Consider the following 24846-nt stretch of genomic DNA (forward strand, 5'->3'; position numbering starts at 1 on the left):
CTAATTAAATATCGTTGTGACAAATTGCTGTTCTTGAAATAAGAATTTTATCACTAGGCTTTTCAAAAGTACAGAGTTATCAAAGTCAACACTATACCCAGTGGCAGAATGAATGCAATTTTCTTAGCAAGTGACAAATTTGTGATCATTCCACAATATAAGTAGCTCATCTTCAATGGCAACAATTTGTCATTGAAGACAATAGTATGTCACTGTACACAAAGGTCAGCGTCAAGTGAGAAGGTCTCTCGTCACAACCACTGACTTAAAAAAGTACTGAGGAGAATCATTAATGCTGAATACTCAAAAAATTATTGAAATTGATTTAAAAGCCTATCTATCACAACGGCGCGACCTTGTTGAAGCAATGCTGGAAGGTTCAATTACTGTTGTCTATCCAGAAATACTCTATGAGTCCATGCGGTATTCTCTATTGGCTGGGGGAAAACGCCTGCGCCCAATTCTATGTCTAGCTAGCTGTGAGTTTGCAGGAGGCACACTAGATATGGCAATGCCCACTGCCTGTGCGCTAGAAATGATTCATACCTTTTCTCTAATCCATGATGACTTACCTGCAATGGATAACGATGACTATCGACGCGGAAAATTAACCAATCATAAGGTTTATGGTGAATCAATCGCTATTCTCGCAGGGGATGCACTTTTAGCCTATGCCTTTGAGTTTATTGGGGTTCAAACTCAAGGAATTCCGGCTTCCCGAATAGTGCAAGTGATGTCCAAGTTGGCTCATGCGATCGCCGCAACGGGTTTAGTCGGTGGTCAAGTTGTCGATCTGCAATCTGAAGGATTACAGAATATTAATATAGAGACTCTTAACTTTATTCATTCCCACAAAACAGGAGCTTTATTAGAAACTTCTGTTCTCTCAGGGGCGATGCTGGCGGGAGCTAACAACGAAGTGCTGCAAAGGCTTTCTCGCTATGCTTCATACATTGGTCTAGCTTTTCAAATTGTTGATGATGTTTTGGATGTAATTGGGACACAAGAAGAACTCGGTAAAACTCCAGGCAAAGACCAAAAGGCCCAGAAAGTGACGTATCCCAGTTTATGGGGTATTGAGGAATCAAAACGCAAGAGCCAAGAATTAGTTGACCTAGCCAAAGCTGAACTTATTGATTTTGGAGAGAAGGCACAACCTCTAATGGCGATCGCAGACTATATTACAGCGAGAAGAAAATAGCTTTTAGTTTGTCGTAAAATAGGTAGTTTTAGTTTGCTTAATCTCTCTCCTAAGAAACAAGGCAGAAGGCAGAAGGGAAGAGGATTTGACTTGTTTCTTCCATCCATAACGGAAGCGATAGCGTCCATAAACAGCTTCTGTCACTCTGAGGAGAGAAGCTGTTTATGGTTATCGTGAGACTCTAAGAGATTCAAGAATTGAGCGATCGCATGACTATATTTTTCATTTAACTTTCCTTGTTGCAAAAAGACGTAAAAATAGGGATTTGAGATTATTCTCTGCCGAAAGTGACAGAAGGGAGTTATATAATATTGAAGCAATCTTGGATGGAGATTGGGGAGAGAATGACTTGGAATAATAATTACGAGTATTTTACTGCGTCACTTTTAGGATAAGCGATCGCAGTTCCAGAACTATGGAATTACGATGGTAAAAAGCTGAGGATTTATTTACTCAGAGATGGACGTTACATCGAATCTGATCACAGTCCTAATTTTCCAGATATCCCTTTAACTCAAATTATTCCCGCTACAGTTGAACAAGCTTGGCAAGTAGGAACCGTACAGGCTTTGAAAGAGTTTGAAGGGGGATTAGATAAAAGTAGTTTTTGATAGAGAGTACGTAAGCGTAGACCGCCGCAGGTATAGCTTTTGCTAATTGATCCTTGTATGGCAATAAATGGCATAAACTGCCATAAAATAATATTATGAAGGAAAAATTAGGGAAGTTGTGCCAGTGAAAAGTATAAATATATCTCTTCCTGATGCGATGCGGACTTATATAGAAGAGAAAGTGGCGACTGGTGGTTACAGCAGCGTCAGTGAATATTTTCGTGAGTTAGTGCGCCAAGACCAAAAGCGTCAAGCGGCTGAACGTTTGGAAGCGATGCTTTTAGAAGGTCTAAATTCTGGGAATGCAACTGAGATGACTCCTGACGATTGGGAAGACATCCGCCAAGCTGTGCGCGAAAGAATCGCCAAGCATAAAGGGTCAAACCAAGGTTAATGAGCCACGTAAGCAAACGGCCGCAAGTCATCCGCGACTTGATAGAATTAGCGACTTATATTGCAGAAGATAACTTGGAAGCTTCAGATAGGTTTCTTGCAGCAGCAGAAACAACTTTCAAACAACTGGGTAAAATGCCAGGAATAGGAAAATCTTGTCAATTTTCTCATCCCGATTTAGCTAGTGTTCGACAGCAAGCAATAAAAGGATTTAAAAAGTATCTTGTTTTTTATCTTCCTTCTGATTCAGGTATACAGATTCTGAGAGTCATTTATGGCGGACGAGATATTGAAACAATCTTGGATGAAGATTTAGGAGAAAATAACGCTGAATAATAATAGGCTAGGAAACTATGTCAAAAAAGAAAAAATTTAATCTAGAAGTAAAGGTTGTCAACCCGAAAACAGGCAAAATTACAACTGAGAGTATACCCTTTAATCAACTTAGTCGTAATCAAAAAGCAACCAGCAAACTTAATCCTGAACAAATTACTCGAATTAAAAGAATTTATTCCATTTTAGATTGTTTGTTAGGTGATAGTTTTGAAAATTGGGCAATACAATTTACATTCGATATTTTTCCTGAAAATGAAATTAGAGCTTGGGAAAAAATAACTTTTGTATTTTTAGAATTTATTAAAAGACATCCTTATGATTTAAGATTAAACCAAAAAAAAGATATTTTATTAAGACTTTTAAAGCTCTCTCTTGGGGAAAGTCCAAATGATACGTCATCAATGTATTTATATTCATTTTGGGAGGAATTAACAGAGGAGTACAGAAAAACTAAGACTAAAAATATACATGAGCCAATAAAAGGTGATGATCAAAGCTCAGTATATCTCAACCCTTGGGATACAACTGATTTTGAGAAATTAGCTTTTGCTTATAATAAATATACAAATCAGCATAATTTGAGTTCAGAAGAAGATGATGATATTTTTGTTAGATTGATGCATCTGATGGCCGGACAAGATCCTAAAGATGATCTTTCTAGAGAATTACTTCACATCCTTGTAAATGAATTTGATCCATATAACATTACAGATGACAGGGTGCGAGTTTATTCTCCTGTTGTTAGACGTAAAGGGCAGCCTAAATTTAGGCGTGAACTTATAGAAGCCTATAAAGGAAAATGTGCAATTACAGGTTACAGTGTAGATGAAGTATTACAAGCTGCTCATATTATCCCCTATCTTGGCAGTGAAACAAATCATCCCTCTAATGGAATTTTACTTCGGGTAGATATACACATACTTTTTGATCAACACTTACTATCTATTCATCCAAAAAGCTATGAGGTAGTAATTTCTCCTAGTTTATGCGGGACTGATTATGAAGGACTCGGTGAAAAAAAATTACTACTTCCTGATAAAGACAGATTTAAACCTAATTCAATTGCATTGGAACAGCATTATCAAACTTTTTTACAAAAATGTGATAAATAAAAATACCCCTCCACAAGTGAAGAGGGGCGCACAAACAAGGTAAGAGTTTTTATTAACTAAACTGTTCAATAATTCCGCCACCTAACACTTTTTCGCCGTCGTACCACACCGCCGCTTGTCCGGGAGTGATGCTAAATTGGGGTTCATCAAACACCAAACGCACACGGGAGTTTTCCAAAGGAATCACCGTCACTGGTGTAGGCGTTGAACGATAGCGAATTTGCACTTCGGCATGAATTGGGGTGGATGGTTGGGCAATAGAAACCCAGTTTACCCGCCCTATAGTGCATTCTGGCTGAGTTACCTTAGTGCGATCGCCTACTACTACTTTATTATTTTCCGCATCTAATTCAATCACATATAGCGGATCAGCAGCAGCAATCCCCAAGCCTTTGCGCTGGCCAATGGTGTAGTGATGGACACCATCGTGTTGTCCCAAAACTTTGCCTGTGACATCTACAATATCGCCTATTTTGGGAGCTAAATATTTATCGAGAAATGCCCGCATGGAACCGTTACTTTCCACTAAGCACAAGTCTTGACTTTCTGGCTTGTCAGCAGTTTTCAGTCCGTATTCGGTAGCGATGCGGCGCGTATCAGTTTTTTCTAGTTCGCCCAGAGGGAATATAGTTGCTGCTAGTAAATCTTGAGACAAATCATAGAGGAAGTATGACTGGTCTTTGTTGCGGTCAACAGCCCTTAATAATTGGTAACGTCTAGTTGCTTCGTCATAGCTAATTCGGGCATAATGACCAGTAGCGATGCGATCGCATCCCAATTGTTCATGGGCATACTGCACCATTGGCCCAAACTTCACCGTTTTATTGCACTGGGAGCAAGGCAAAGGCGTGATCCCAGCACTGTAACCAGTTACCAGGTAATCAACAATATGCGTCTGAAAGAGATCCCGAATATCCACAACCTGATGGGGAACACCCAGTTGTTCACAGATATCAGCCGCGTCGATCATACCTTCAGAGCAACATTGACCTTTGCCTTTCATTAGCCAAAGAGTCAAACCAATCACTTCATAGCCCTGATGGTGCAGGATAGCTGCGGCGGTGGAACTGTCAACGCCACCAGAAAGACCAACGACGACTTTTTTCATACAAAGCACGACACGATAGCTGCGTGGTTGTCCAATTGTAGCACACACTCTTCAAAGCCTTGCTACCAAAGCACTTCGGTTTTAAAGTAACTGAATTAGCGTCGGCATAGCCCGTCGTAGACATTGCTGTTCACTCCCTTATCACCCTTATCTAAGATTAATTAAAGATGTATTTTTTGCCATGCAAATGAGCTAATTTTACGTTAACGCTATATAGTTGCTACAACGGTGAACTAATATAGTTCCTGATGGAAATTGCCTAGAAATACTTTGACTACTTTGTGACTACTATGTCGAGAGGAATACCCAGTCAATTTATCCCATTTCAGATGCTGCGCCGAAGTTATGATGCTTGGAAGCCCACTCTCAGACTTATCCCCTTGTTAGTGGGAGGATGGTTAGTGCTAATTCCCGACTCTATCCCAGCACAAGCACAAATCCACAACCACAACAACCTGCTACTGGCTCAAGAAGCAGGTGAAACTTTACCGCCACCACCAATTCCCTTTGGTCAACAGCCATCACCGCAGTTGCAACCAGTCCAAGCAGTGGAAAACAATCAATTAGAGCAGAATTTTCAGCCCTCTCAACCAGTACAGGACAATCAATTAGAGCAGAATTTTCAGCCCTCTCAACCAGTACAGAACAATCAATTAGAGCCGAACTTTCAGCCCTCTCAACCTGCACAGTTTAGTCAATATAACCAGAACTTTGAGCGCTATTTAGTTTACGTAGATGGGAGTGATTTCCAGACACTACAAGCAATCCGTCAGATTGAACCCAGTGCTTACATTCGCCAGTTCCAAGGCCGGAATGTAATTCAGTCAGGAGTTTTTAACAGAGTATCTAACGCCCAACAACGGGTGAGTCAGCTACAGTCACGAGGCATTTCTAATGCACGGATTATCAGCTTCGCTAACGGACAGGAAATAAATGGAGGCAATACAGGCTTTGTAGGCGATCGCAGTAATATAAGTGCTACTAGGCCAGTCTCTAGATATTATGTCGCCATTCCTACCACTTCAGAACAGTTACCTGCGATCGCAGCCCAAATTAGGCAGAATATAGCCCGATTTAGCCAAGATTTAGGACGATCTGGCGGAGTCCTCGAAAGGAAGCAACCACGAGGGCCACACGTAGCAGTAGGGCCTTTCCCTGATCGATTCCAAGCTGAGGAATGGAATAAATATCTGCGAAATATAGGATACCGGAATGCTAGGGTTTACTACGGTAAGTAAATGAGTTAGGAGTAATTCAATTTTAGATTTTTCCTTCAATCCAAAATCTAAAATCTAAAATCCAAAATTGAATCACTCCCTCGGTTCTTAACGCAAGGATTCAAGAATTACTGCTGTTATCATTAAACACAACAGGATAATTCCCAATGGAAGCAAAAACTGTTGTAATAGGTACAGCAGTATGGGGATGATTTGGAAGATACCCAAACCACTGGATAGAACGTAGGCGATCGCAATGCCAAATAGCACCAACAAAAAATATTTCAAGGATTTAGAAGCAAAGCGAAATAGAAGCGTATCCTGATTTGTGTCCATAATTTTACTCACGAAAGTAGCTAAATTTTTAGTGGTGAATATTCTTTTTAATTTTCCATTGACCCCTGAAAAAATGAGGCTACGAAAAATCATGCCCAGCCTGAACAGTATTAGTTTTACAAGTGAATAATTGCCTGATTGGGTAAATTATTCAAAGACTGTTGTTGCCTTTGTGGCTCGTTTTGCTTTTCATAATTAGCTAATACTTGAAACGAAATAAACAAGCCCAACAACAGTAGCAAAAACGAGCCGAAACCAGAGGGATACTTATTTATTTCTCGCTCAACACCACATTTTAGGCAGACATATCTATTGGGATTACGTGTATCTTGGGCAAAGGGGCACTGATTTTGATTGCAATCATGATGACAATCTTTGTCTAACATCATTGAACCTCCTGTAGGGTAAAGACTTACATACTTAGTTGTAAATACGCTCTACAGAATCTAGTTAGTTAATACCCACTGCCTGTTTAGTAGACACCACTTTCATCAGTCATTAATATGGGACAGTCACAAGTAACATCTGTGATTTACTAAACTTGCAGTAGTAGCGCTGGTAAGATTTCTCCTCAACCACCTTTTCTTGGCGCTTAACTTAACTTTGCCTGTATTACTTACAAGAGTAATACAAGCCAGAATGCTTTGCAGTTGGATAAAGTAAGTTTCCTACCGAGTAGGAAAAAGTATTTTGTAGTATGACGGGTAGGAAGAAGTAGTAAAAATATAGTTATAATGAATACAAATAATACATCAAGTTAACAAATGCGTGCAGAAGAAGCCTTAGAGTTTGCAGATAACTTGGTTTTTCGCAACACGGGAGAACACTTAGATAAAACTCAAAGGATTATCTTACGTCATTTGTGGGAGGATGAAAAGCGGACTTACCAGGATATTGCCAACAGCCGTGGTTATACAGAAGCGCATTTAAAAGCAGTTGGTGCAGAACTTTGGCATTTACTATCAAAAGTGCTGGGAGAGAAAGTCTCAAAATCAACCTTCCAAGGAGTGCTTCAGGGATTTAGAACAACCCGACACTCGCAAAAAGTTTCCCAGATTCCCAATCTAGCGACGAATGACACTAAACCCCAAGATTTAGATTCTAGCTTTGTAGGGCGCGATCGCCAAATAGCCGAACTCCACACCTTAGTCAGTCGGGGAGAAAAAGTTATCCTCATCCAGGGTGAAGGTGGTGTTGGCAAAACAAGATTAGCACGCAAATATTTTAAAAGTCAAAAATTTAATTTTGTCCTAGAACTGTGGATGGCCACAGAAATCCAAAACCTTACTCCTGTAGAGAGTGTGGTTGAAGAATGGCTACGGCGATACTTGAACGAAGAACCGGGAGGAGACTTTGGTATCAGCTTAGAACGACTACGGCACAAACTCCGGGAACAAACTTCTAAAATTGGGGTATTTATCGATAATCTAGAAACTGCTCTCGATAAAAATGGCAAGTTCCTAGAATCTCGTCGTCCTTATGTTGAGCTATTGAGAGTATTAGCAGATTCGGATGTGCATTCAGTTACTTTAGTAACAAGTCGTGAGCGTTTGCGGGAGTCTAGTGTACAGGTTCATCTCTATCCACTCGAAGGTTTAGATGATGAAGCATGGCGAGAGTTTTTCAGCAGTTGCCACATCAATTGTGATTGTACTATTCTCAGTGAAATGTGCAGAGCTTATGGAGGTAACGCCAAAGCAATGCAAATTCTCCGAGGAGCAATATTGACAGATTTTTCTGGTGATATACACGCTTATTGGCAGGAAAACTGTACATATTTATTAATAGAAAGAGAGTTAAAAGATTTAGTTGCCAGTCAATTTACCCGTCTTCAAGAAAATGACTTAGAAGCCTATCGCCTCCTGTGTCGTTTAGGATGCTATCGTTATCAAGATATTCCTTCGCTACCTATTGAGGGAGTTTTATGTTTGCTTTGGGATGTCCCAGAACAAAAACGTAGAGGTTTAATTAAAGCTCTGCAAGATTTGTCTTTAATAGAAGCAAAAAAAGGACAGTACTGGCTGCATCCGGTAATTCGTGATGAAGCCATTAGTAGGTTAAGGTTAGTCAGTGAAGAATGGGAATTAGTAAACCGAAAAGCCGCAGAATTTTGGACGCAAATAGTTGCAGAAATCAAAAATATCACAGATGCTTTGACTGCTTTAGAAGCTTATTATCACTATGTAGAAATTAGTGATTTTGAGCAAGCTGGTGATGTAATTTTACAAGGTCGAGGTAAACAGTGGTGTATAGGGTTGCCTTTGGGTTGCTCGTTCTACCAACTGGGGCTGCTTCAGAAAAACTTCTCTGTAATTAAACGGATTATAGACGATATAAAATCGCCAGAGAGACTAATTAGACTTTACAATATACTTGGCTATACATATCGAATTATCGGTTGCATTAGAGAAGCTATAGAATGCTATGAAAAATCAGGAGAAGTATTAGGCAAATTAGATGTCAAGCAAACAAAAATATCTATTTTGTTCAATACAGGGCTTTGCAAACTTGAATTATGGGAAATAGAAGCAGCCGAAGATTGTTTCAATTCTGTTTGTAGCCTTGCGGAACATAACAGCAACCTTGATGATTACATGACTTATGCTCAATGCTGTCTAGCTTTGATAAAATCACGCTCTGGTAGCAGAGAAAATGCCTTTCATCTTGCTGAAGATGCCTTTTGTGCGATGTCATTATCAACTAGAGTGACTTTATGGGGAATAGGGCATAGTTTAGTAACTCTCTGCTTAACTTATAAAAATTTAGGTAATCTAAAAAAATCCTTTGAGTTGTGCCAAGGAGCTATATTTCATTCTGAACAAAACAACTTTACCCAGATTAGGGCTAAAGCTATAAGTTGTCTGGCTGAACTGTTCCGAGAACAGGGAGAATTTGCAAAAGCAATTTTTCATCATTCAGAAGCGATAGAAATTCTTGATAAAATTGGTGCTAAATCAGACTTAGCTGAGGCTTATTATCAGTTGGCATTGACTCATAAAAAAATTGGTGAAATTGCTCAGAGTAGGGAAAGTTTTGTGCAAGCGATGTCTGCGACGGGCTACGCCTATGCACTCTTTAACGAAATGCAAGCACCCAGGCAAGTTGAGAAAGTTAAAATAGCAATGGAATGTTTTGAAAAATAGGCAATAAGCTTCAGTTTTACTGCTTATTCCTATTTTTCACCTACAGAGGTAGATAGATGGAAGTAGAAGTTTATCGGGTTGCTATCTAAATCCTTTAACTTTCAGGAGTTTAAAAACTACCGAATAGGGACGTGTTTTGGAATTGAAGAGCTTCTGGTCGTTTTCCGCAAGGTGATATCGCTCTGGGGTAATTCTTGGTTCTTCAAATTCGTCCACAGAAAAACCTGCTGCCTTGAAAGCTTTCCAGTAATCGGAAAGAGGACGGTGAAACCAGATAAATGGTGTTGTAAAATGATTCCAAGGTTCGTCGTTGTGTTGCATCCTTTCAAAGTAAGAAGAAGCCCAACCATAAAAAACCGTCCCATCCTCATTTACAGTCGTCGAGTTGCCTTGGGGAAAGCAAGGATGTGAGAACACCAGGATTGCAATACCACTAGGTTTGAGAACACGATTGAATGCCCTTATTGCTCCTTCGAGATCGAGCAAATCCATGAGAACGTAATTTGAGACAATCATATCAAATTGCTCATCTGGAAGCGACTTGAGTTCAGTGCATGAATCCAAATGAAAGTCTATATCTAAATTATTTTGGTTAGCTCTGAATTTAGCAATTTCTATCATCTGATGTGAAAAATCTATAGCAGTTACACTGGCCCCTTTAAGGCAAAGCTGGCGTGCCAGATATCCTGTGCCACAACCAGCATCGAGGACAGACAATCCCGCAACATTACCAGCAAAACTCCATAGTACCGGATCTGAGTTCAGAATTCGATTGCTGTCGCCATCCTCGCCAACTTGAATATCCCAGTCTTTAGCTCTATTATCCCAGAGTTCAAGTATTTCTTTCTCGTCAAACTTTGCTATTATTTCTTCAGTCATATGTTCCTCTTGAAAGGCATAACTTAATTATTTTCGCATAGGCATTTACTGAACTTTATGACGTATAAGTGGTGCTATGCTGCATTTCATACCTAGCTTAATTAGGACAATAAGCTCCAAAAGCAAAATTTTACAAGATAGCGATCAGAAATAATAAGGGATGCACAGGAAGTATTTATCATAGATTACAACAGGTGATAGATGCCTAACTATGAGCTACTGCCTCAATCTCAGTTGCATGAAGCCCCTCAACCCTAATGGCATAAATTTTTGTCAAAGTTGCGGGACAAGATTACTACCACGGCTACGAAACCGCTACCACATTATTCAACCACTGGGAGGCGGCGGATTTGGTAGAACTTTTTTGGCTGAGGATGAAGACAAGCTCAAAGAGCATTGTGTAGTTAAGCAGCTAGCACCCCAAGTCCAAGGAAGTAGCGCTTTGCATAAGGCAACGGAATTATTTCAAGAAGAAGCACGGCGTCTGCAACAGCTAGGAGAACATCCTCAAATTCCCACTTTGTATGCTTATTTTGAGCAGGATAACTATTTATATTTGGTGCAGCAGTTGATCAAAGGGCAAACTTTAGGGCAGGAGTTACGACAACAAGGAATTTTCAGTGAAGACAAGATTTGGGAAGTTTTGAGTGAATTATTACCTGTTTTGAAGTTTGTCCACGAACATCAGGTAATTCACCGCGACATTAAGCCAGAAAATATTATCCGTCGCCAAAGCGATTGCAAGTTAGTGCTGATTGATTTTGGCGTTGCCAAGCAGTTAACTACAAATTCTTTGCATAATACAGGCACGAGTATTGGTTCCTATGGCTATGCGCCAATTGAACAAATGAAACTGCGTCGCGCTTATGCGGCTAGCGATTTATTCAGTTTGGGTGTGACTTGCTTTCATCTGTTAACAAGAATTAACCCCTCTGAACTCTGGGCTGAAGAGGGCTACGGCTGGGTAACACACTGGCAGCAATATGTGAGGTTGCCAATATCTGCATCCATAAAAAATGTACTAGGGAAGCTGTTACAAAAAAATATTGAGGAGCGTTACCAGTCAGCGGATGAAGTCCTCCTAGATTTGGATTCAAGGTTACAGCCGCTATCAATGGGTCACTATAGACCGCCATCTGCTTTACTCGCCACTGTTGCACCGCCATCTGCTTTACTCGCCACTGTTGCACCGCCGAAAACCCAGTGGAAAAGTAAAGTGCTGGTGGGGGCTGCTGTTGTCCTATTGGGGTTAGGGGGATATATGTATTTACGAAGCTTGGCGTCTATCCAAACTCTAACTGGGCATTTAGGCGAAGTTAATTCCCTGGCTGTGAACTCTAACTCTTTAAGTCATAACCTTGCCAGTGGCAGCGATGACAAAACTGTCAAAATTTGGAACATCGAAAGTGGGGATGAAATTCGTACTTTTACCGGGCATTCCGACTGGGTTTATGCTGTTGCCATCAGCCCAGATGGTAAGACTGTTGTCAGTGGCAGCAAGGATAAAACTATCAAAGTCTGGAATTTGAATACTGGTAAGGAAAGCCGCACTTTAAATGGTCATAAAGACTTTGTTAATTCTGTTGCTATCAGCCCGGATGGTGAGACTATTGTCAGTGGTAGTTATGACAAAACCATCAAAGTCTGGAATTTGAATACTGGTAAGGAAATACGTACTCTTACAGGGCATTCCGGGGCAGTTTTATCCGTTGCCATCAGCCCGGATGGTAAGACTATCGTCAGTGGCAGCAAGGATAAAACTATCAAAGTCTGGAATTTGAATACTGGTAAAGAAATAAATACCATTACGGGGCATTTAGGCGATGTGAATGACGTTGTAATTAGCCAAGATGGTCAGATGTTAGCTAGTGCTAGCGATGACAAAACCATCAAAGTGTGGAAACTGGACACGGGCATGGAAATACGCACCATTACGGGGCATTTAGCTGATGTAAATGCGATCGCCTTCAGCCCAAATGGGGAATATATTGCTAGTGCTAGTGATGACAAGACTGTAAAAGTCTGGCAACTGAACACGGGAGAGGCAATACACACCTTTAATGGACATTCAGCCGAAGTTTATGCGATCGCTTTCAGTGCGGATGGCAAAACTTTGGTTAGTGGCGGTAAGGATAAAACTATCAAAATTTGGCAACTGCCATAGTAATTTAGTCTCTCATCAACTAAGGGACGGTAGAATATACCTAATTTTCAATACCTTCAAAAGCCCAACTATGACGATGCATTCTCCACTCCAACGTGCATTTACTAACCGCCGCGTTCTAAAAGTGATCAGCGGCTTGAATAACTTCGACGCCGCTAGCGTCGCTGCTACTGTTAAAGCTGCTGAATTTGGCGGTGCTACTTTTGTCGATATTGCCGCCGATCCAGCTTTGGTACAGTTAGCTAAAAGTTTGACAAATTTACCAATTTGTGTATCCGCAGTAGAACCAGAAAAATTTGTGCAAGCTGTAGCAGCTGGTGCTGATTTAATTGAAATCGGAAATTTTGATTCCTTCTATGCTCAAGGACGCCGCTTTGAGGCTTCAGAAGTGCTAGCGCTGACTAAGCAAACCCGCGCTCTCCTCCCAGAAATCACCCTATGTGTCACCGTTCCCCACATTTTGGAACTAGATCAACAGGTACAGTTAGCAGAAGAACTGGTGAAAGCTGGAGCAGATATTATCCAAACCGAAGGTGGTACTAGCAGTAACCCAGTTCACCCTGGAACTCTAGGATTAATTGAAAAAGCTGCTCCCACCTTGGCAGCAGCTTTTGAGATTTCCCGTGTGGTGTCAGTACCAGTATTGTGTGCTTCAGGCATTTCTAACGTTACCGCACCTTTAGCGATCGCTGCTGGTGCTGCTGGTGTTGGTGTTGGTTCTGCCATCAACCAACTCAATAGCGAAATAGCAATGATTGCGGCTGTGCGTGGCTTGGTGGAAGCGTTAGCGACTGCAAATGCAGTAATGAAATGAGTGATGAGTTAGGAGTGATGAGTGATGAGTGATGAGTTATGAGTTGAAGAAACTGATTCATTCAAAATTCCTAACTCCTGTACAGAGGCGATTAATCGCGTCTCTACTCCTAACTCTTGTACAGAGGCGATTAATCGCGTCTCTACTCCTAACTCTTGTACAGAGGCGATTAATCGCGTCTCTACTCCTAACTCTTGTACAGAGGCGATTAATCGCGTCTCTACTCCTAACTCTTGTACAGACGCGATTAATCGCGTCTCTACTCCTAACTCATAACTTCTTTCAACGCATAAATTACCTGGTCTTGCTGGTGTTGTGTCAATTCTGGGAACATGGGTAAGGATATGACTTCATGGCAAGCTTGCTCTGCTATTGGTAAGTCCCCAATTTGATAAACTAGATTTTGATAAACTGGCTGCAAATGTAAAGGGTGGGGGTAGTAAATCATTGAACTCACGCCCTGCTCTTGCAATTGAGTCCGCACCCAATCTCGATATTTGGCGCTAGAACCATTTCGCCCCTCGCCTGATATGCGAATAGTGTATTGATTCCATACCCCAATACCCCCAGGTAATTCTTGAGGCGGGACGATTCCCGGAATTTGGCTAAGGAACTGATAGTAATAATTGGCGATATCTCGGCGGCGATCATTCCAAATATCTAAATAACGCAGCTTAATCTGCAAAATAGCCGCTTGGAGAGCATCCAAGCGGCTATTTACACCGATTTCCTCGTGTAAATATCTAATTTTACTACCATGATCTCGTAGTATTCGCAGTTTAGTAGCGATCGCTGGGTCATTAGTCGTTATTGCCCCGCCATCGCCGCAACCACCAAGATTTTTGGTAGGGTAGAAACTAAAGCAACCAATATGTCCAATGCTTCCTACTTTTTGATCAGCCCAAATTGCGCCTGTAGACTGAGCGCAATCTTCAACTATTGACAAATTGTGAGACTGAGCGAGAGCCATCAATGATGTCATATCCACAGGTTGTCCAAATAGGTGAACCGGGATAATCGCTTTAGTTTTGGGTGTAATCGCCGCCGCTACTTGCTCCACATCCAAATTAAACGTAGTAGCGTCAATATCAACGAAAACAGGCTTTGCACCCACGGCGCTAATCACTTCAGATGTCGCAATAAAGGTGAAAGGCGTTGTAATCACTTCATCGCCTGCACCAATTCCCAAGACTCGTAACGCTAAGTAGAGCGCATCAGTACCAGAATTACAAGCCACACATTCAGTAACAGTATTATAAGCAGCAAACTGTTGCTCAAAGCCTTCGACTAGGGGGCCGCCGATATAGCGGCCAGAAGCCAGAACCTCTAAGACGGCTGCACTTACTTCTGCTTCGATGGTGGTGTATTGCTGCTTGATATCAAAGGCAGGGATGGGATTTACACTTTGGATCATGAGTTCTCATTTTATCGGGAGATACAAAGGATGCACTTCGATAGTCAATTTTTGCTGATTGAATTGTTAATCAAAAAGGAGCTACTAAAAGACTATCGCCCAAGATACGCATCTATTAGGGTTTTTACTTAAATTGTGGCGCGGTAAACTACCGCACATTTAATTTACAGATAGTAGACAGACTAGGTGTTTGCCATGTTAAGCTCGTACCATTTTGAATTTTGAATTGATGAAAGTGATATATATCAACCAAGATCCAACACATCGGATCAAAGTTCCTCTTCTGTGGGCTGCTTTGAGAAAAAAATACCAGGAGATAGAGAACCCATGCAGGATCTGATCAAGCTGGATTTCGTGGATTTAGCTATTGCTGTGGGATTGATGGCGATCGCCATTGGTTTATCTGCCTGGGAAAAATTAGGATTAGAGTTGAACTTAGCCCTTGCTACTGGGAGAACCATCTTACAACTTCTTGTATTGGGATACATTTTAGATTTCATCTTAGCTTTAGACAATGCTTGGGCAGTTTTGGCGCTATTAGCAATAATGCTGACAATTACGGCGATTGTCGCACGAAATCGCATCAGCCAAAAAATTCCTCATGTGTTGCCTTTGGTGTGGGGTGCAATTTTAATTAGTACCGCCCTGACAGTGCTTTACACCAACTTCTTGATCATTCAACCAGAGAGATGGTATGAACCACAGTATATAATTCCCCTAGCAGGGATAGTCTTAGGTAATGCTACCAATGCAGCTGCGATCGCAGGCGATCGTCTTGTCAGCACTATTAATTCCAGCCATCTCGAAATAGAAACCCACTTGAGTTTAGGCGCAACTCCAGAGCAAGCAGTTAGCCAGTACCGCAAAGATGCCATCAGAGCCGGATTTATTCCGACTCTCAATCAAATGATCCTCATCGGGATGGTGGCAATCCCAGGAATTACCACCGGACAGTTATTAGCTGGTGTAAAACCTCTGGATGCAGTATCTTACGAAATTTTAATTATATTTATGGTTGCTTTCGCTAATTTGTTGACAACAGTTTTACTTACTAGGGGGTTGTGTCGTCAATTTTTTAATTCCGCCGCGCAGTTAATAAGGTAAGGGACTTAATCTACATCCAAGAGTTTTTTATCATCTTGCCCTGGCAGATCAAGAGCAATCAATAGCGATCGGTTCAGTTGAGCGATCGCTTCCTCGTTGCTAACATAGGACGGTCTACAGCGTGTTTAGCATGAGTGAAACTGTCTACATCGAAACCAGCATTCTTGGTTATCTCACTGCCCGATCAACTAAAAATCTGATTATTGCTGGAAATATTGAGATGACAAAAGATTGGTGGGAATTCCGTCGAAATGTCTTTACTCTTTACATCTCATAAGTCGTTATAGATGAAGCATCTCAAGGCGATGCACAGATAGCGGCTCAACGTCTGGAGGCGGTTCTGGGGTTTCAACTGCTCGAAGTGACTGAAGCCGTGGAAAACTTAGCCACCCAGTTTATGACGAAAAGTAATCTCCCAAGCAAAGCCTCTGATGACGCGATTCATATCGCACTAGCGACCGTCAACAGTATCATTACCTGTTAACGTGGAACTGTAAACATATTGCCAACGCTCAGATTCAAAAGAAGCTGTTGGAAATTTGCTCAGATTTTGGATCCACTTTGCCGATCATCTGTACACCTTATGAGCTTATGGGAGAGTGAATTATGTGGGAAGACGAAATTCTAGAAGAACTTCATCGAATTCGTGAGGAACACGCAAAGGCATTCAATTACGATGTAAGGGCGATCTGTGCAGATTGGCGAAAAAGGCAGGAACAAAGTGGCAGGCAGTTTGTGACGCTAACTCCTGCAAAGCCAGCTAATAAAGTGGCGCAACGGACGGAGCAGAAAAAGTCGCAAAGATGCAAAGGTTACGCACCGCCGCTAAACTTAGCCGTTATGCTGCAATTGTAGGCAAGTTGCACGAACGATGAAGAATTGATAGGCACCACTGAGGTCAGCACTACTGAGATTGGCACCACTAAGATTGACACGATAGAGGCTAGCTCCTCTCAAATTGATCTTTCTCAAGTCAGCACCTTCGAGATTGGGAAAGAGATCGGTGGAATTTACACTATTACGCAATTCAATTCCAGCAAAATTTCTCTCCCCAGCAGCATACCTTCTCAACAACTCTTCAGCATCCATAACAAGTTAATCTAACCTTGACAGGGCTATTCCTCACTCCTAACTTTTATACTTACCCACCCAAAGTCCGCGTATAAATTACCTGACCTTGAGAATCGTAGAGAAAAAGGGACAGGTTGGCATTCTCGCTAATTACAGCTAGCGCTTCCCGTAAGATTTGCAAGTGATTGGTAATGTCAATAGCCGTACTAGAATTCTCAGAATAAGGATTAGCCAAGTTATTTTGCCTTACTTGGTCATACTCAGACGTTAACCGGACAATAATTCTTGTGTTGTCTATGCTAAATGTGCAAATCCGAATTCCATTAATACAAGTTTTATCCAAGTCAGTGCGGGTTTGTTGCAAACTACTAACAACTTGTATTTTTTCTTGTGCTTGTTTGAGGGCTGTTGAATAGGGTTCGATGAGAGACTGAGCTTGAGTGTAATACAAACTATCTTGGGAAACTTTTTTAGCAGTTTGCAAAGCCTGATCCCAGTATGTCGCCGCTGCTTGCCATTGCTTTTGTTGCTGATAAACCTTGGCTTGTTTGGCAGTGCTAATGACTTGTTGGTAGGTTTTAGCAGCTAATTGTTCTTTAGTGGCGCGATCGCGTGCCGCTACTAACTTAGGTTTATAATCTACCAACAGCTTTTCGGCTTCTTGGTATCCAGGACTAGTTAGGGGAATGCTATTTAAGGCATTAATGGCCACCAGCCAAGTAGATTGCACCTTTTGCCAGTCATTCAAAGATTTAGCAGTAGCTTGCCGGTTCTCGGCTGCATTAGCTACAGCTTTTGCTGCTGTTAGTTTTTTCAGCCATTTTTCCTCAGTAAATATCTGTTGATTTACAGCGTGCAAACGGACTCGATAATTAAGTAATTTCCCTTGCGCTAGCCCATAGAGTTCACTATCGGGACTTATAGTTTCTAGTGGCGCTATAACCTGTCGCCATAAATGTTGCCTAGCCTGTAATTCCTCTAGGGTATATGCGGGAGTTTGAACTTTTTGTGTCGCCAAAGATGCCGTCTGCAAAGCCTTGACCACCTGGTTGATTTTTTCTGACCGTCCAGACAAACTTGCTTTTAGTTCTTCTGACACCTGGTAACGGGGCGACCAACTAGGAATTGCATTCAGGGCTGCACTGGCTGTTGTAAGCTGCTGTTGTATAGCTACTAATTCTTTTTCAGACTTAGCGCGGCGCATCAGCTGCGGAGATTTTGTTTTTAATTGCTCGGCATTTTGTATTTCTCTACACTCAGACATTACACAAGGGCGAGTCAAAAAGTAAGCACCACCGCCTAAGACTACAATTCCTACCAAAGCTGCACTCAGTAAGATGGGTTTGATTTGAGATGCTGGCTTTGAATTCGGCAAATTTGGCGCATCTGCAAACGGGTCAAACGGTTCCTCTTCCTCAGTCTCATCGAGTGATGGAGAATAGGTCAGAGCAGATGAAGAAATGGGAGAAAAGTATTGCCCCCCTGCTCTCCCTGCTTCCCCTGCTCCCCCTTCTCCCCCTTCTCCCCCTTCTCCCCCTTCTTCCCCTGCTCCCCTGCTCCCCCATCCCCCTGTCTGCTTCAGAGCCAAGAAACATTTGGCATAAGGGAGTTGTTCACCAAAAACTCGGAGGAAACATTGCACTCGCTGCTCTCTGTGGGGTGCTAGAGACTGAAGTACTTCCTCAATTACTGCAAAGATTATCTGAGGGTCAACTATTACATCTGATTGGTGTTGCGTTAAAATCATTAGCTCGTCTTTATTGACGGCACACTTAACCTCGAAGACTTCAGCCGTTGAGACTTCTACAAGTAATTGTTCCTGCAAAGTTTTGGCTAAAAGCTGTAAATCTTCATGCTGGACTGCTACTCTCATAGAGCTTTCCCGCTCAACTTCTATATTGTTTTGACTATCTTTAAGGGGATGAAATGAACTTTTTAGGTTTCTTGAATGCAAATGCACAGTTTAACCAACTACAGCCTGAAAATCCGAACGACCAACTTTCTAACACAAATTCTGACTTTTCACCAAAAATTAAAAAAGCAGTTATTGTTGGCGTCGCTACATTTTTACAGCACTAGATGCAAAATTAAATAATCTGTCTTCAGATATAAATTACAAATAAAAAATGGGAATAATAGAATTTTTGAGTATTTTCACCGGATTATTTCGTGACAATTAAATTCACAGGAGCTACTAACATACAAAATTCTGGTTGCAGAGCAGTTGTGACAAAATTATCCAAGGGTTAAGAAAACGATGCTATGTCAGAGGGTTTTGACAGAAATGGTAGTTATCTTCTATGCTGGAAAACTTACTGAGGAGATTAATTACGTGTTGTGGCTCTAGCACAAACAGGTTGACTATCGAAATTAATGTGCCTCATTTGCTGAATTCGATAAAATCGATCCGTGAAAAAGAAATTTTTATAGCTGCTAAAAGCTTAATTTTGAAATAAAAGTGCTGCAAAATATTAAGACAGCACTCACCAAAAGCTTGGAAAGTGTCAATACAAGGTGTATCAATGGATTTATTAGAGTATCAAGTTAAAGAATGGTTTGGGAAGATAGGCATTCCGGTATTGCCCTCCCAACGAATTGACCATCCTACAGATTTGAAACGTTTAAAAATTCGCTTTCCAATTGTACTGAAATCTCAAGTACATGGAGCGGAACGGGCAAAAGCAGGTGGAGTCAGGTTTGCTGAAACGACTATCGATGCGATCGCAGCTGCTCAAAATATCTTTAATTTACCAATATGGGGCGAATTGCCGGAAGTGGTGCTGGCAGAATCTCAATACGACGCCAACCAGGAATTTTATCTAGCGGTGGTTTTAGACACTGCTGTCTGCCGACCGGTACTTTTAGGTTGCAAAGAAGCAGACATCGATTGGGAATCCGCTGGGGAAAAAATGCACTATGTCGTTGTAGAACAAGAATTCTCGCCATTTTATGCCCGACGATTGGCTTTGAAAATGGGTTTGCAGGGGACGCTGATGCAGTCGGTAAGCAGCGTTGTCCAGAAGATGTACCAGTTATTTGTGCAAAAAGACCTGGATTTAGTCGAAATAAATCCCTTGGCAGTCAGTGCTACTGGTCAAGTTATGGCTCTTAATGGTAAAGTCAGAGTCAACGAACGGGCGATCAAACGTCATCCCGATCTTGCCGAGATGGCGGCAAAAATCATCAGCCGTCATACCAGTACCGAAATCAACGGTATTTTGGGCGACTGGGATGGTGTCCAAATGCATGGAAAAATCGGTATTTTAGGTAATGGTACTGGTTCAGTGATGGCAACTTTGGATTTAGTCGCCAATGCTGGTGGTAAACCAGGTGTTTGTTTGAATCTACGTCATGTTTTCCTCACAGATACTACACCAACTACCTTCCGCGATCGCTTAGAGACAGGTCTGAAAATCCTGGAGGCTGACAAAAGCATTCAAGTAATACTAATTAACTTTATGGGTAGCATTCCTCAAACTGAGGAAGTAGTTGAAGTTATAGCCAGAGTTGTGCAGCAAGACAACAGCGAACTACAATCACAGGTTGTACATTCTAATGGTAGTAAAAGTCAGCGAGAACTAAATTTTTCGCCATTAGTTGTCCGTCTTGCTGGTTCTGAATTTAATGCTGCTAGAAAATATTTAGCAACATTAAAAACCCACAGCGACGCGCTCCTCGTGGTAGAAAATTTAGATGAGGCAGTGGCGGCAGCAGTTCGTCTTGCTAAACCAACGGCTCATAAGAAGTAGTGACTGTCATTTTGTGACAATTCAAAAATCAGAAATTATTAATTTTTACCGCCGGGCATAAATTTTTTAATTTGATGCTGAAAACAAGTACAGCTTTGCTTCCTGGGACTAAATTATATAGTGCATTCAAACTGAATACTCCTAGCTAGAGGCGGGTTTTCCGACTTTTGGAACACTTAGCCTCAAGACTATTTTTTGGAATTTCAGTCAAAATTGAATCAAAACAACAGATTTACAGTGTCGTTTTTATGCTCAGTAATTCAAGGCACTGGGTTGTCAAACTTACGGTAATTTTATTATGAACCTAACTCCAGACAGCAAAGTGTTAATTCAAGGCTTTTGTGAATTTATATCAGGCACTGATGTTGCTCAAATGAAAGCTTATGGTACGAATTTGGTAGCCGGTGTCAATCCTGGATGTGGCGGACAGGAACTGCATGGACTGCCAGTATTTGACTTAGTAGAGGAGGTAATAGAACAATTTGGGGCAATTGACACGACAATTATCTGTGTAGATCCTTACGACGTGCTAGATGCGGCATTAGAGGCGATCGCATCTCATATTGGCCAAATCATTATTATCACCGCTGGCGTACCACCTTTGGATATGGTGCAATTACTCCGCAAAGCCGAGGCCTGTGAAACTTTGGTAATCGGGCCAAATAGTCCGGGGATCATTGTGCCGGGAAAAATTCTTTTAGGTACTCAACCTAGCGAGTTTTATACTCCTGGCCCAGTGGGGATCGTTAGTCGTAGCAGCACCCTCACCTACGAAGTTGCTTACGAATTAACAAAAGTCGGTTTGGGGCAGTCGATTAGTGTCAGTATTGGTAGTGATGCGATCGTCGGTTCCTCCTTTCTCCAATGGCTGCAAATTCTCGATGAAGATGAAACTACAGAGGCGATCGTTTTAGTCGGTCAACCTGGTGGTGGTAGTGAAGAAGCAGCAGCCCGGTACATTGCTGAGGCAATTGATAAACCAGTAATTGCCTACATTGCAGGTAGACAAGCACCACCAGGAAAAACTTGGCGTCAAACTGGGACTTTAGCAACAGTTATCGGACGCGATCCTAGTTTTGGCACAGCTCAAAGTAAATTAGCTGCTTTAAAAGAAGCGCAAGTTCCAGTAGCTGAACGTCCTTCTCAGATTCCAGAATTATTGAGAAAGGAGATTAACCAATTACAAAAAGCGAAGCAATAATCGCCAAGCAACGGGGGGCTACTAAGTCGCCAGTCAAATTATCGAGGATTCTCGATGTATATATCAACGCCTCGCGCTGCCAGTAATTCTTGTGTGGGGTCTTGAGAAGAATTGTTGAAAAGAGGCAAGGGAGCAGGGAGCAATAAGCAAGGGGGACAGAACAAAAAAGGGATTCGATCCCCACAGCCACGAAAACCACTTACTAGAAGTGGTGGACTCAGACCCATGTTCCGCTCTGCTTCACAGTATGAGTTAGGGGTCATTTCCCCCTTCCCCCTGCCTTGTTCGTTGAGCTTTCTCCCTTGTCTCACCCATGAAAACAATCTCTGAATACTGAATCAACGTTCTAGTAGAGTATCACCCCTTGGTTATAAGCATTGACAAAACTCGTGTAGTCATACTCAACTTGAGTTGCATAGTCCAGCGCAAAGTTAACAATTTCGTCTTTGAATACAGCCTTGTTACCGCCCACAACATCAGTCACTTCTTTGTCAACACTTACGGGAACAATCGCAGCATCGTAGTCTTTATCAGAGATTGCATGGTTCTTGGCAACTACCTTCCCTGCATACCCCATCGCATCCATGAATTTTGACTTAGTAATTAGCAACGTATAGTCAAAGTCCACTTGGTAGGGTGATTTTTCATGCAGCATAAAGGGGATGCTACTGACCGTAGTGTACCCAAGCAAGGGGTCAGTATTGGAGAGCATAGCTTTAGTGGCGATTATCACCCTCGCCCCTTCTTGATTTCCGTAGAATGAACTTGGCAGCAGACCTGGAACTGCGATCGCAACTGCGCTACTGCCTTCCTGCTTCATCTCCAAAATGCGATCGTCTTCGGTTGCTGAACTTGGGCCCTCAATCAGCAAGTAATATCGGTACTTACCAAGACTACCAGTACCTGAACCTAATTTGAGCCGAATGTCCTTGAGGGTGTAGTAACTATTGTTGTAGCGCTTACTGCTAGAAATTGAGGCGATGTAACTGCTCATAGCCCCAGCAATGTCTGAATAGGTGCTGCTGGATACAGCCTGGAGTTCCGAGGTTGTCTGTAAAACTCGATTGTTACTGTTATTTAGCTGGGTGTACTTACTTAGCAAGCTAGAACGGCTTTTATCTGATGCATTTTGAATCAAATCTTTGACCACACCGTTCGTATTACTAGATTCCAAACGGTATGATAGTTCATCATTGGTTCCCTTAAAGTCGCTCATCTTATTCAGATAAGCATCCAAGAAATTGCGGACAATATCCTGAGCATCACTTGAGCTAAGACCGTTCTCTTTAGCTGCCAACAGAATGGACACTGCCATCCGTCGCAAGTCCCAGACGTAGGGGCCAAGATAGCCTTCATCAAAGTCGGTAGTGTCAAAAATGTTGTTGTCATTGCTATCTCTCATCCCCCCAAGGTTTTGCATATGCATATCTCCCTCTAACCAGATGGCTGAGGTTGAAGAATTCACAAATCCTGAACTTGGCAAGGTCTGCATATCACGATAAAAAATGTGATCTGTTCCCCGATAAAAGGCGAAAGGGCTAGCTTTCATCTTTTGCATCTTTGTGGCTAGTTCTTGAGGCAATTGAGAAGCAAAAGGATGATTGTATTGGTAAATTTCATTCTCCAGCCAAGTTGAACGGGGAGTTGCAGCTTGAACTGGAGATGCAAACCCTAAAGTTAAAATTAAGACAACTACAATTGCAGATATGTGTTTGAGCATGACAGTCTCTTAGGCGTAAAAATTTGACTGTTGTCAGACTATTGTGTAAAGACAATCATCCAACAACAATTCTTTTATCACCTTGAGCCATAACTTAGAAAGTGATTTAAAGCACAATGCAACAACTATTAATGGCAAAGAATTCAAAAAGGTAAAATTATAAAAAATCGTCAAAACCTTAATCATGTCAGCTATCGAAACAACTGTGGTTCTTGCCATGACGGCCGATGGAAAAATTAGCGCCGTAGATCCGAAAGCGCTTCGTGATTCTGATCCAGTTGATCAAGCACACGTGGAGTATCAAGTCTCCCTTGTCGATCTAATCCTGGTAGGAGCAGGGACGATTCGGGCTGAAGGGGTAAGCTTTACAATTCGCAATCCCGAACTGTTGGCAGCACGTGAGGTTCGGGGTCAGTCTGCCCAGCCTATTACCTGCGTTGTCTCAGGTTCCCTTGACCTCTCGCTGGACTTGCCTTTTTTGAGCCAGGACATTGAGCGATGGATATTTACGACACGAACTGGTTTGGAGCGCAATTCTGATGCAACAACCTTGCGAAAACTGGCTGAATTAATTGATTTGGGAGATACAGACCTGGACTGGGATCGGGCCTACAGCTTGATGGCAGAACGGGGTATTCACAAGGTCGTGGCTTTGGGAGGCGGCTCTTTAACAGCTGCTCTAGTAAAGGCTGGGAGAATTGACGATTGGTGGTTGACAATTTGGCCCGTCATTTATGGAGGAAAGGATGCCCCTAGCCCAGTGGAGGGAGAGGGTTTTCTTCCCAATGCTGCTCCTCATCTCCAACTCGTCGAAACTCGTCAGGTTGGAAGTGAGTTGTTTTTACACTACCGTACACTCAACTGAGAATGCGCTGCTAGAATTAAGCGCTATGATTGAATGGCACTAAATTAAGATATAACCCTTGCCCTGACTGGTTCCTAGCCTGAAGGCTTTTAAGCCATCCTGGGAGGCTCCGCCTCCTCTTTCTTGACCACAGGCAGCAGCCCTCTCGGAATACATTCCCAGCCTTCAGGCTGGGAACGAGGCAAAACAAGGCTTTGGGCTTATCTTAGTGCCATTCCGCTATGATCGTTGATACTAAAAAACGCCCCCCCTTTCGGGAGAGCGCTTTTTGATTTAGCTAAACTTTACTATTTAACCGTTGATAGCAGGAGCGGTAAGAGCTACAGGAGCAAAATCACCTGCCGCCAAATCTAGGGGGAAGTTGTGAGCATTGCGCTCGTGCATCACTTCCATACCCAGGTTAGCCCG

The 24846-nt window shown here is 42.1% G+C and carries 24 protein-coding genes; 14 read left to right on the forward strand and 10 right to left on the reverse strand.

What is annotated here, in order from left to right:
• Positions 1 to 292 precede the first annotated feature (292 nt).
• From crtE to V7K30_RS10575, 4 genes are all read left to right on the forward strand, one after another.
• Positions 293 to 1201 (forward strand): geranylgeranyl diphosphate synthase CrtE, encoded by a 909-nt coding sequence (gene crtE, locus V7K30_RS10560; RefSeq protein ID WP_334998996.1) that lies wholly within the window; start codon positions 293 to 295, stop codon positions 1199 to 1201.
• A 735-nt stretch (positions 1202 to 1936) separates the two neighbouring features.
• The gene (locus V7K30_RS10565) at positions 1937 to 2206 is read left to right on the forward strand and encodes a type II toxin-antitoxin system ParD family antitoxin (RefSeq protein WP_190910572.1); all 270 of its coding nucleotides are present in this window, start codon (positions 1937 to 1939) and stop codon (positions 2204 to 2206) included.
• The gene (locus V7K30_RS10570) at positions 2206 to 2541 is read left to right on the forward strand and encodes a type II toxin-antitoxin system RelE/ParE family toxin (protein WP_334998997.1); all 336 of its coding nucleotides are present in this window, start codon (positions 2206 to 2208) and stop codon (positions 2539 to 2541) included. Before V7K30_RS10565 ends, V7K30_RS10570 begins: the two co-directional genes overlap by 1 nt.
• Before the next feature lie 17 nt (positions 2542 to 2558).
• Positions 2559 to 3653 carry an HNH endonuclease gene (locus V7K30_RS10575; RefSeq protein WP_334998998.1) on the forward strand — a complete coding sequence of 365 codons (1095 nt, stop codon included), beginning with the start codon at positions 2559 to 2561 and terminating at the stop codon, positions 3651 to 3653.
• Between the two features lie 52 nt (positions 3654 to 3705).
• On the opposite strand, the gene mnmA is transcribed toward V7K30_RS10575, so the two are convergent.
• Both mnmA and V7K30_RS10585 read right to left on the reverse strand, forming a co-directional pair.
• Positions 3706 to 4761: a tRNA 2-thiouridine(34) synthase MnmA gene (gene mnmA / locus V7K30_RS10580; protein WP_334998999.1), complete on the reverse strand. Its 1056-nt coding sequence runs from the start codon at positions 4759 to 4761 to the stop codon at positions 3706 to 3708.
• Positions 4724 to 4885, reverse strand: a complete 162-nt coding sequence (locus tag V7K30_RS10585; protein ID WP_334999000.1) for a hypothetical protein — start codon at positions 4883 to 4885, stop codon at positions 4724 to 4726. The genes mnmA and V7K30_RS10585 overlap by 38 nt, the downstream gene beginning before the upstream one ends.
• A gap of 166 nt (positions 4886 to 5051) precedes the next feature.
• Here V7K30_RS10585 and V7K30_RS10590 point away from each other — a divergent pair, with 166 nt between their 5' ends.
• Positions 5052 to 5999: a hypothetical protein gene (locus V7K30_RS10590; protein WP_334999001.1), complete on the forward strand. Its 948-nt coding sequence runs from the start codon at positions 5052 to 5054 to the stop codon at positions 5997 to 5999.
• Between the two features lie 87 nt (positions 6000 to 6086).
• Here the strand turns inward: V7K30_RS10590 and V7K30_RS10595 are convergent, their stop codons facing one another.
• Both V7K30_RS10595 and V7K30_RS10600 read right to left on the reverse strand, forming a co-directional pair.
• Positions 6087 to 6314, reverse strand: a complete 228-nt coding sequence (locus V7K30_RS10595; RefSeq protein ID WP_334999002.1) for a hypothetical protein — start codon at positions 6312 to 6314, stop codon at positions 6087 to 6089.
• 116 nt (positions 6315 to 6430) lie between these two features.
• On the reverse strand, positions 6431 to 6703 hold the full coding sequence (locus tag V7K30_RS10600; protein WP_334999003.1) for a hypothetical protein: 273 nt from the start codon (positions 6701 to 6703) through the stop codon (positions 6431 to 6433).
• 375 nt (positions 6704 to 7078) lie between these two features.
• On the opposite strand from V7K30_RS10600, the gene V7K30_RS10605 reads away from it, so the two are divergent.
• Positions 7079 to 9457: a tetratricopeptide repeat protein gene (locus V7K30_RS10605; RefSeq protein ID WP_334999004.1), complete on the forward strand. Its 2379-nt coding sequence runs from the start codon at positions 7079 to 7081 to the stop codon at positions 9455 to 9457.
• An 81-nt stretch (positions 9458 to 9538) separates the two neighbouring features.
• Here V7K30_RS10605 and V7K30_RS10610 read toward each other — a convergent pair whose 3' ends face one another.
• Positions 9539 to 10336: a class I SAM-dependent methyltransferase gene (locus tag V7K30_RS10610; RefSeq protein WP_334999005.1), complete on the reverse strand. Its 798-nt coding sequence runs from the start codon at positions 10334 to 10336 to the stop codon at positions 9539 to 9541.
• A 211-nt stretch (positions 10337 to 10547) separates the two neighbouring features.
• On the opposite strand from V7K30_RS10610, the gene V7K30_RS10615 reads away from it, so the two are divergent.
• Positions 10548 to 12500 (forward strand): serine/threonine-protein kinase, encoded by a 1953-nt coding sequence (locus V7K30_RS10615; protein ID WP_334999006.1) that lies wholly within the window; start codon positions 10548 to 10550, stop codon positions 12498 to 12500.
• Positions 12501 to 12570: 70 nt separating this feature from the next.
• Positions 12571 to 13314, forward strand: coding sequence for a DUF561 domain-containing protein (locus V7K30_RS10620; protein ID WP_334999007.1), 744 nt, complete (start codon positions 12571 to 12573; stop codon positions 13312 to 13314).
• 265 nt (positions 13315 to 13579) lie between these two features.
• Here V7K30_RS10620 and V7K30_RS10625 read toward each other — a convergent pair whose 3' ends face one another.
• Positions 13580 to 14728 (reverse strand): DegT/DnrJ/EryC1/StrS family aminotransferase, encoded by a 1149-nt coding sequence (locus V7K30_RS10625; protein ID WP_334999008.1) that lies wholly within the window; start codon positions 14726 to 14728, stop codon positions 13580 to 13582.
• 327 nt (positions 14729 to 15055) lie between these two features.
• On the opposite strand from V7K30_RS10625, the gene V7K30_RS10630 reads away from it, so the two are divergent.
• The 3 genes from V7K30_RS10630 to V7K30_RS10640 all read left to right on the forward strand — a co-directional run bounded on the left by V7K30_RS10630 (position 15056) and on the right by V7K30_RS10640 (position 16687).
• A complete protein-coding gene (locus tag V7K30_RS10630) occupies positions 15056 to 15832 on the forward strand; it encodes an ABC transporter permease (protein WP_334999009.1) in 777 nt (258 codons plus the stop codon).
• 130 nt (positions 15833 to 15962) lie between these two features.
• The gene (locus V7K30_RS10635) at positions 15963 to 16109 is read left to right on the forward strand and encodes a hypothetical protein (protein ID WP_334999010.1); all 147 of its coding nucleotides are present in this window, start codon (positions 15963 to 15965) and stop codon (positions 16107 to 16109) included.
• A gap of 329 nt (positions 16110 to 16438) precedes the next feature.
• Entirely contained in the window at positions 16439 to 16687 is a 249-nt protein-coding gene (locus V7K30_RS10640; protein WP_334999011.1) for a hypothetical protein, read from the forward strand.
• Here V7K30_RS10640 and V7K30_RS10645 read toward each other — a convergent pair.
• Positions 16664 to 16921: a pentapeptide repeat-containing protein gene (locus V7K30_RS10645; RefSeq protein WP_334999012.1), complete on the reverse strand. Its 258-nt coding sequence runs from the start codon at positions 16919 to 16921 to the stop codon at positions 16664 to 16666. The genes V7K30_RS10640 and V7K30_RS10645 overlap by 24 nt on opposite strands.
• 52 nt (positions 16922 to 16973) lie before the next feature.
• Positions 16974 to 18776 carry a hypothetical protein gene (locus V7K30_RS10650; protein WP_334999013.1) on the reverse strand — a complete coding sequence of 601 codons (1803 nt, stop codon included), beginning with the start codon at positions 18774 to 18776 and terminating at the stop codon, positions 16974 to 16976.
• A 649-nt stretch (positions 18777 to 19425) separates the two neighbouring features.
• Here V7K30_RS10650 and V7K30_RS10655 point away from each other — a divergent pair.
• Both V7K30_RS10655 and V7K30_RS10660 read left to right on the forward strand, forming a co-directional pair.
• Positions 19426 to 20652 carry a succinate--CoA ligase subunit beta gene (locus V7K30_RS10655; RefSeq protein ID WP_334999014.1) on the forward strand — a complete coding sequence of 409 codons (1227 nt, stop codon included), beginning with the start codon at positions 19426 to 19428 and terminating at the stop codon, positions 20650 to 20652.
• Between the two features lie 298 nt (positions 20653 to 20950).
• On the forward strand, positions 20951 to 21853 hold the full coding sequence (locus V7K30_RS10660) for a succinate--CoA ligase subunit alpha (RefSeq protein ID WP_334999015.1): 903 nt from the start codon (positions 20951 to 20953) through the stop codon (positions 21851 to 21853).
• Positions 21854 to 22199: 346 nt separating this feature from the next.
• Here the strand turns inward: V7K30_RS10660 and V7K30_RS10665 are convergent, their stop codons facing one another.
• The gene (locus tag V7K30_RS10665; RefSeq protein WP_334999016.1) at positions 22200 to 23573 is read right to left on the reverse strand and encodes a DUF2252 domain-containing protein; all 1374 of its coding nucleotides are present in this window, start codon (positions 23571 to 23573) and stop codon (positions 22200 to 22202) included.
• A gap of 184 nt (positions 23574 to 23757) precedes the next feature.
• On the opposite strand from V7K30_RS10665, the gene V7K30_RS10670 reads away from it, so the two are divergent.
• Entirely contained in the window at positions 23758 to 24438 is a 681-nt protein-coding gene (locus V7K30_RS10670; protein ID WP_334999017.1) for a RibD family protein, read from the forward strand.
• 291 nt (positions 24439 to 24729) lie between these two features.
• On the opposite strand, the gene V7K30_RS10675 is transcribed toward V7K30_RS10670, so the two are convergent.
• On the reverse strand, positions 24730 to 24846 hold a 117-nt coding region (locus tag V7K30_RS10675; protein ID WP_334999018.1), incomplete at its 5' end, for a photosystem II protein D1.

Origin of the sequence: Nostoc sp., assembly GCF_036917655.1 — a bacterium.
Taxonomy (GTDB): domain Bacteria; phylum Cyanobacteriota; class Cyanobacteriia; order Cyanobacteriales; family Nostocaceae; genus Nostoc.

What these genes read in the sequence shown, in the direction of transcription:
- crtE (WP_334998996.1), top strand. Translation starts at nt 293, where the DNA reads ATGCTGAATACTCAAAAAATTATTGAAATTGATTTAAAAGCCTATCTA.
- V7K30_RS10570 (WP_334998997.1), top strand. Translation starts at nt 2,206, where the DNA reads ATGAGCCACGTAAGCAAACGGCCGCAAGTCATCCGCGACTTGATAGAA.
- V7K30_RS10575 (WP_334998998.1), top strand. Translation starts at nt 2,559, where the DNA reads ATGTCAAAAAAGAAAAAATTTAATCTAGAAGTAAAGGTTGTCAACCCG.
- mnmA (WP_334998999.1), bottom strand. Translation starts at nt 4,761, where the DNA reads ATGAAAAAAGTCGTCGTTGGTCTTTCTGGTGGCGTTGACAGTTCCACC.
- V7K30_RS10585 (WP_334999000.1), bottom strand. Translation starts at nt 4,885, where the DNA reads ATGTCTACGACGGGCTATGCCGACGCTAATTCAGTTACTTTAAAACCG.
- V7K30_RS10590 (WP_334999001.1), top strand. Translation starts at nt 5,052, where the DNA reads ATGTCGAGAGGAATACCCAGTCAATTTATCCCATTTCAGATGCTGCGC.
- V7K30_RS10595 (WP_334999002.1), bottom strand. Translation starts at nt 6,314, where the DNA reads ATGGACACAAATCAGGATACGCTTCTATTTCGCTTTGCTTCTAAATCC.
- V7K30_RS10600 (WP_334999003.1), bottom strand. Translation starts at nt 6,703, where the DNA reads ATGATGTTAGACAAAGATTGTCATCATGATTGCAATCAAAATCAGTGC.
- V7K30_RS10605 (WP_334999004.1), top strand. Translation starts at nt 7,079, where the DNA reads ATGCGTGCAGAAGAAGCCTTAGAGTTTGCAGATAACTTGGTTTTTCGC.
- V7K30_RS10610 (WP_334999005.1), bottom strand. Translation starts at nt 10,336, where the DNA reads ATGACTGAAGAAATAATAGCAAAGTTTGACGAGAAAGAAATACTTGAA.
- V7K30_RS10615 (WP_334999006.1), top strand. Translation starts at nt 10,548, where the DNA reads ATGAGCTACTGCCTCAATCTCAGTTGCATGAAGCCCCTCAACCCTAAT.
- V7K30_RS10620 (WP_334999007.1), top strand. Translation starts at nt 12,571, where the DNA reads ATGACGATGCATTCTCCACTCCAACGTGCATTTACTAACCGCCGCGTT.
- V7K30_RS10625 (WP_334999008.1), bottom strand. Translation starts at nt 14,728, where the DNA reads ATGATCCAAAGTGTAAATCCCATCCCTGCCTTTGATATCAAGCAGCAA.
- V7K30_RS10630 (WP_334999009.1), top strand. Translation starts at nt 15,056, where the DNA reads ATGCAGGATCTGATCAAGCTGGATTTCGTGGATTTAGCTATTGCTGTG.
- V7K30_RS10635 (WP_334999010.1), top strand. Translation starts at nt 15,963, where the DNA reads ATGAGTGAAACTGTCTACATCGAAACCAGCATTCTTGGTTATCTCACT.
- V7K30_RS10640 (WP_334999011.1), top strand. Translation starts at nt 16,439, where the DNA reads ATGTGGGAAGACGAAATTCTAGAAGAACTTCATCGAATTCGTGAGGAA.
- V7K30_RS10645 (WP_334999012.1), bottom strand. Translation starts at nt 16,921, where the DNA reads ATGGATGCTGAAGAGTTGTTGAGAAGGTATGCTGCTGGGGAGAGAAAT.
- V7K30_RS10650 (WP_334999013.1), bottom strand. Translation starts at nt 18,776, where the DNA reads ATGAGAGTAGCAGTCCAGCATGAAGATTTACAGCTTTTAGCCAAAACT.
- V7K30_RS10655 (WP_334999014.1), top strand. Translation starts at nt 19,426, where the DNA reads ATGGATTTATTAGAGTATCAAGTTAAAGAATGGTTTGGGAAGATAGGC.
- V7K30_RS10660 (WP_334999015.1), top strand. Translation starts at nt 20,951, where the DNA reads ATGAACCTAACTCCAGACAGCAAAGTGTTAATTCAAGGCTTTTGTGAA.
- V7K30_RS10665 (WP_334999016.1), bottom strand. Translation starts at nt 23,573, where the DNA reads ATGCTCAAACACATATCTGCAATTGTAGTTGTCTTAATTTTAACTTTA.
- V7K30_RS10670 (WP_334999017.1), top strand. Translation starts at nt 23,758, where the DNA reads ATGTCAGCTATCGAAACAACTGTGGTTCTTGCCATGACGGCCGATGGA.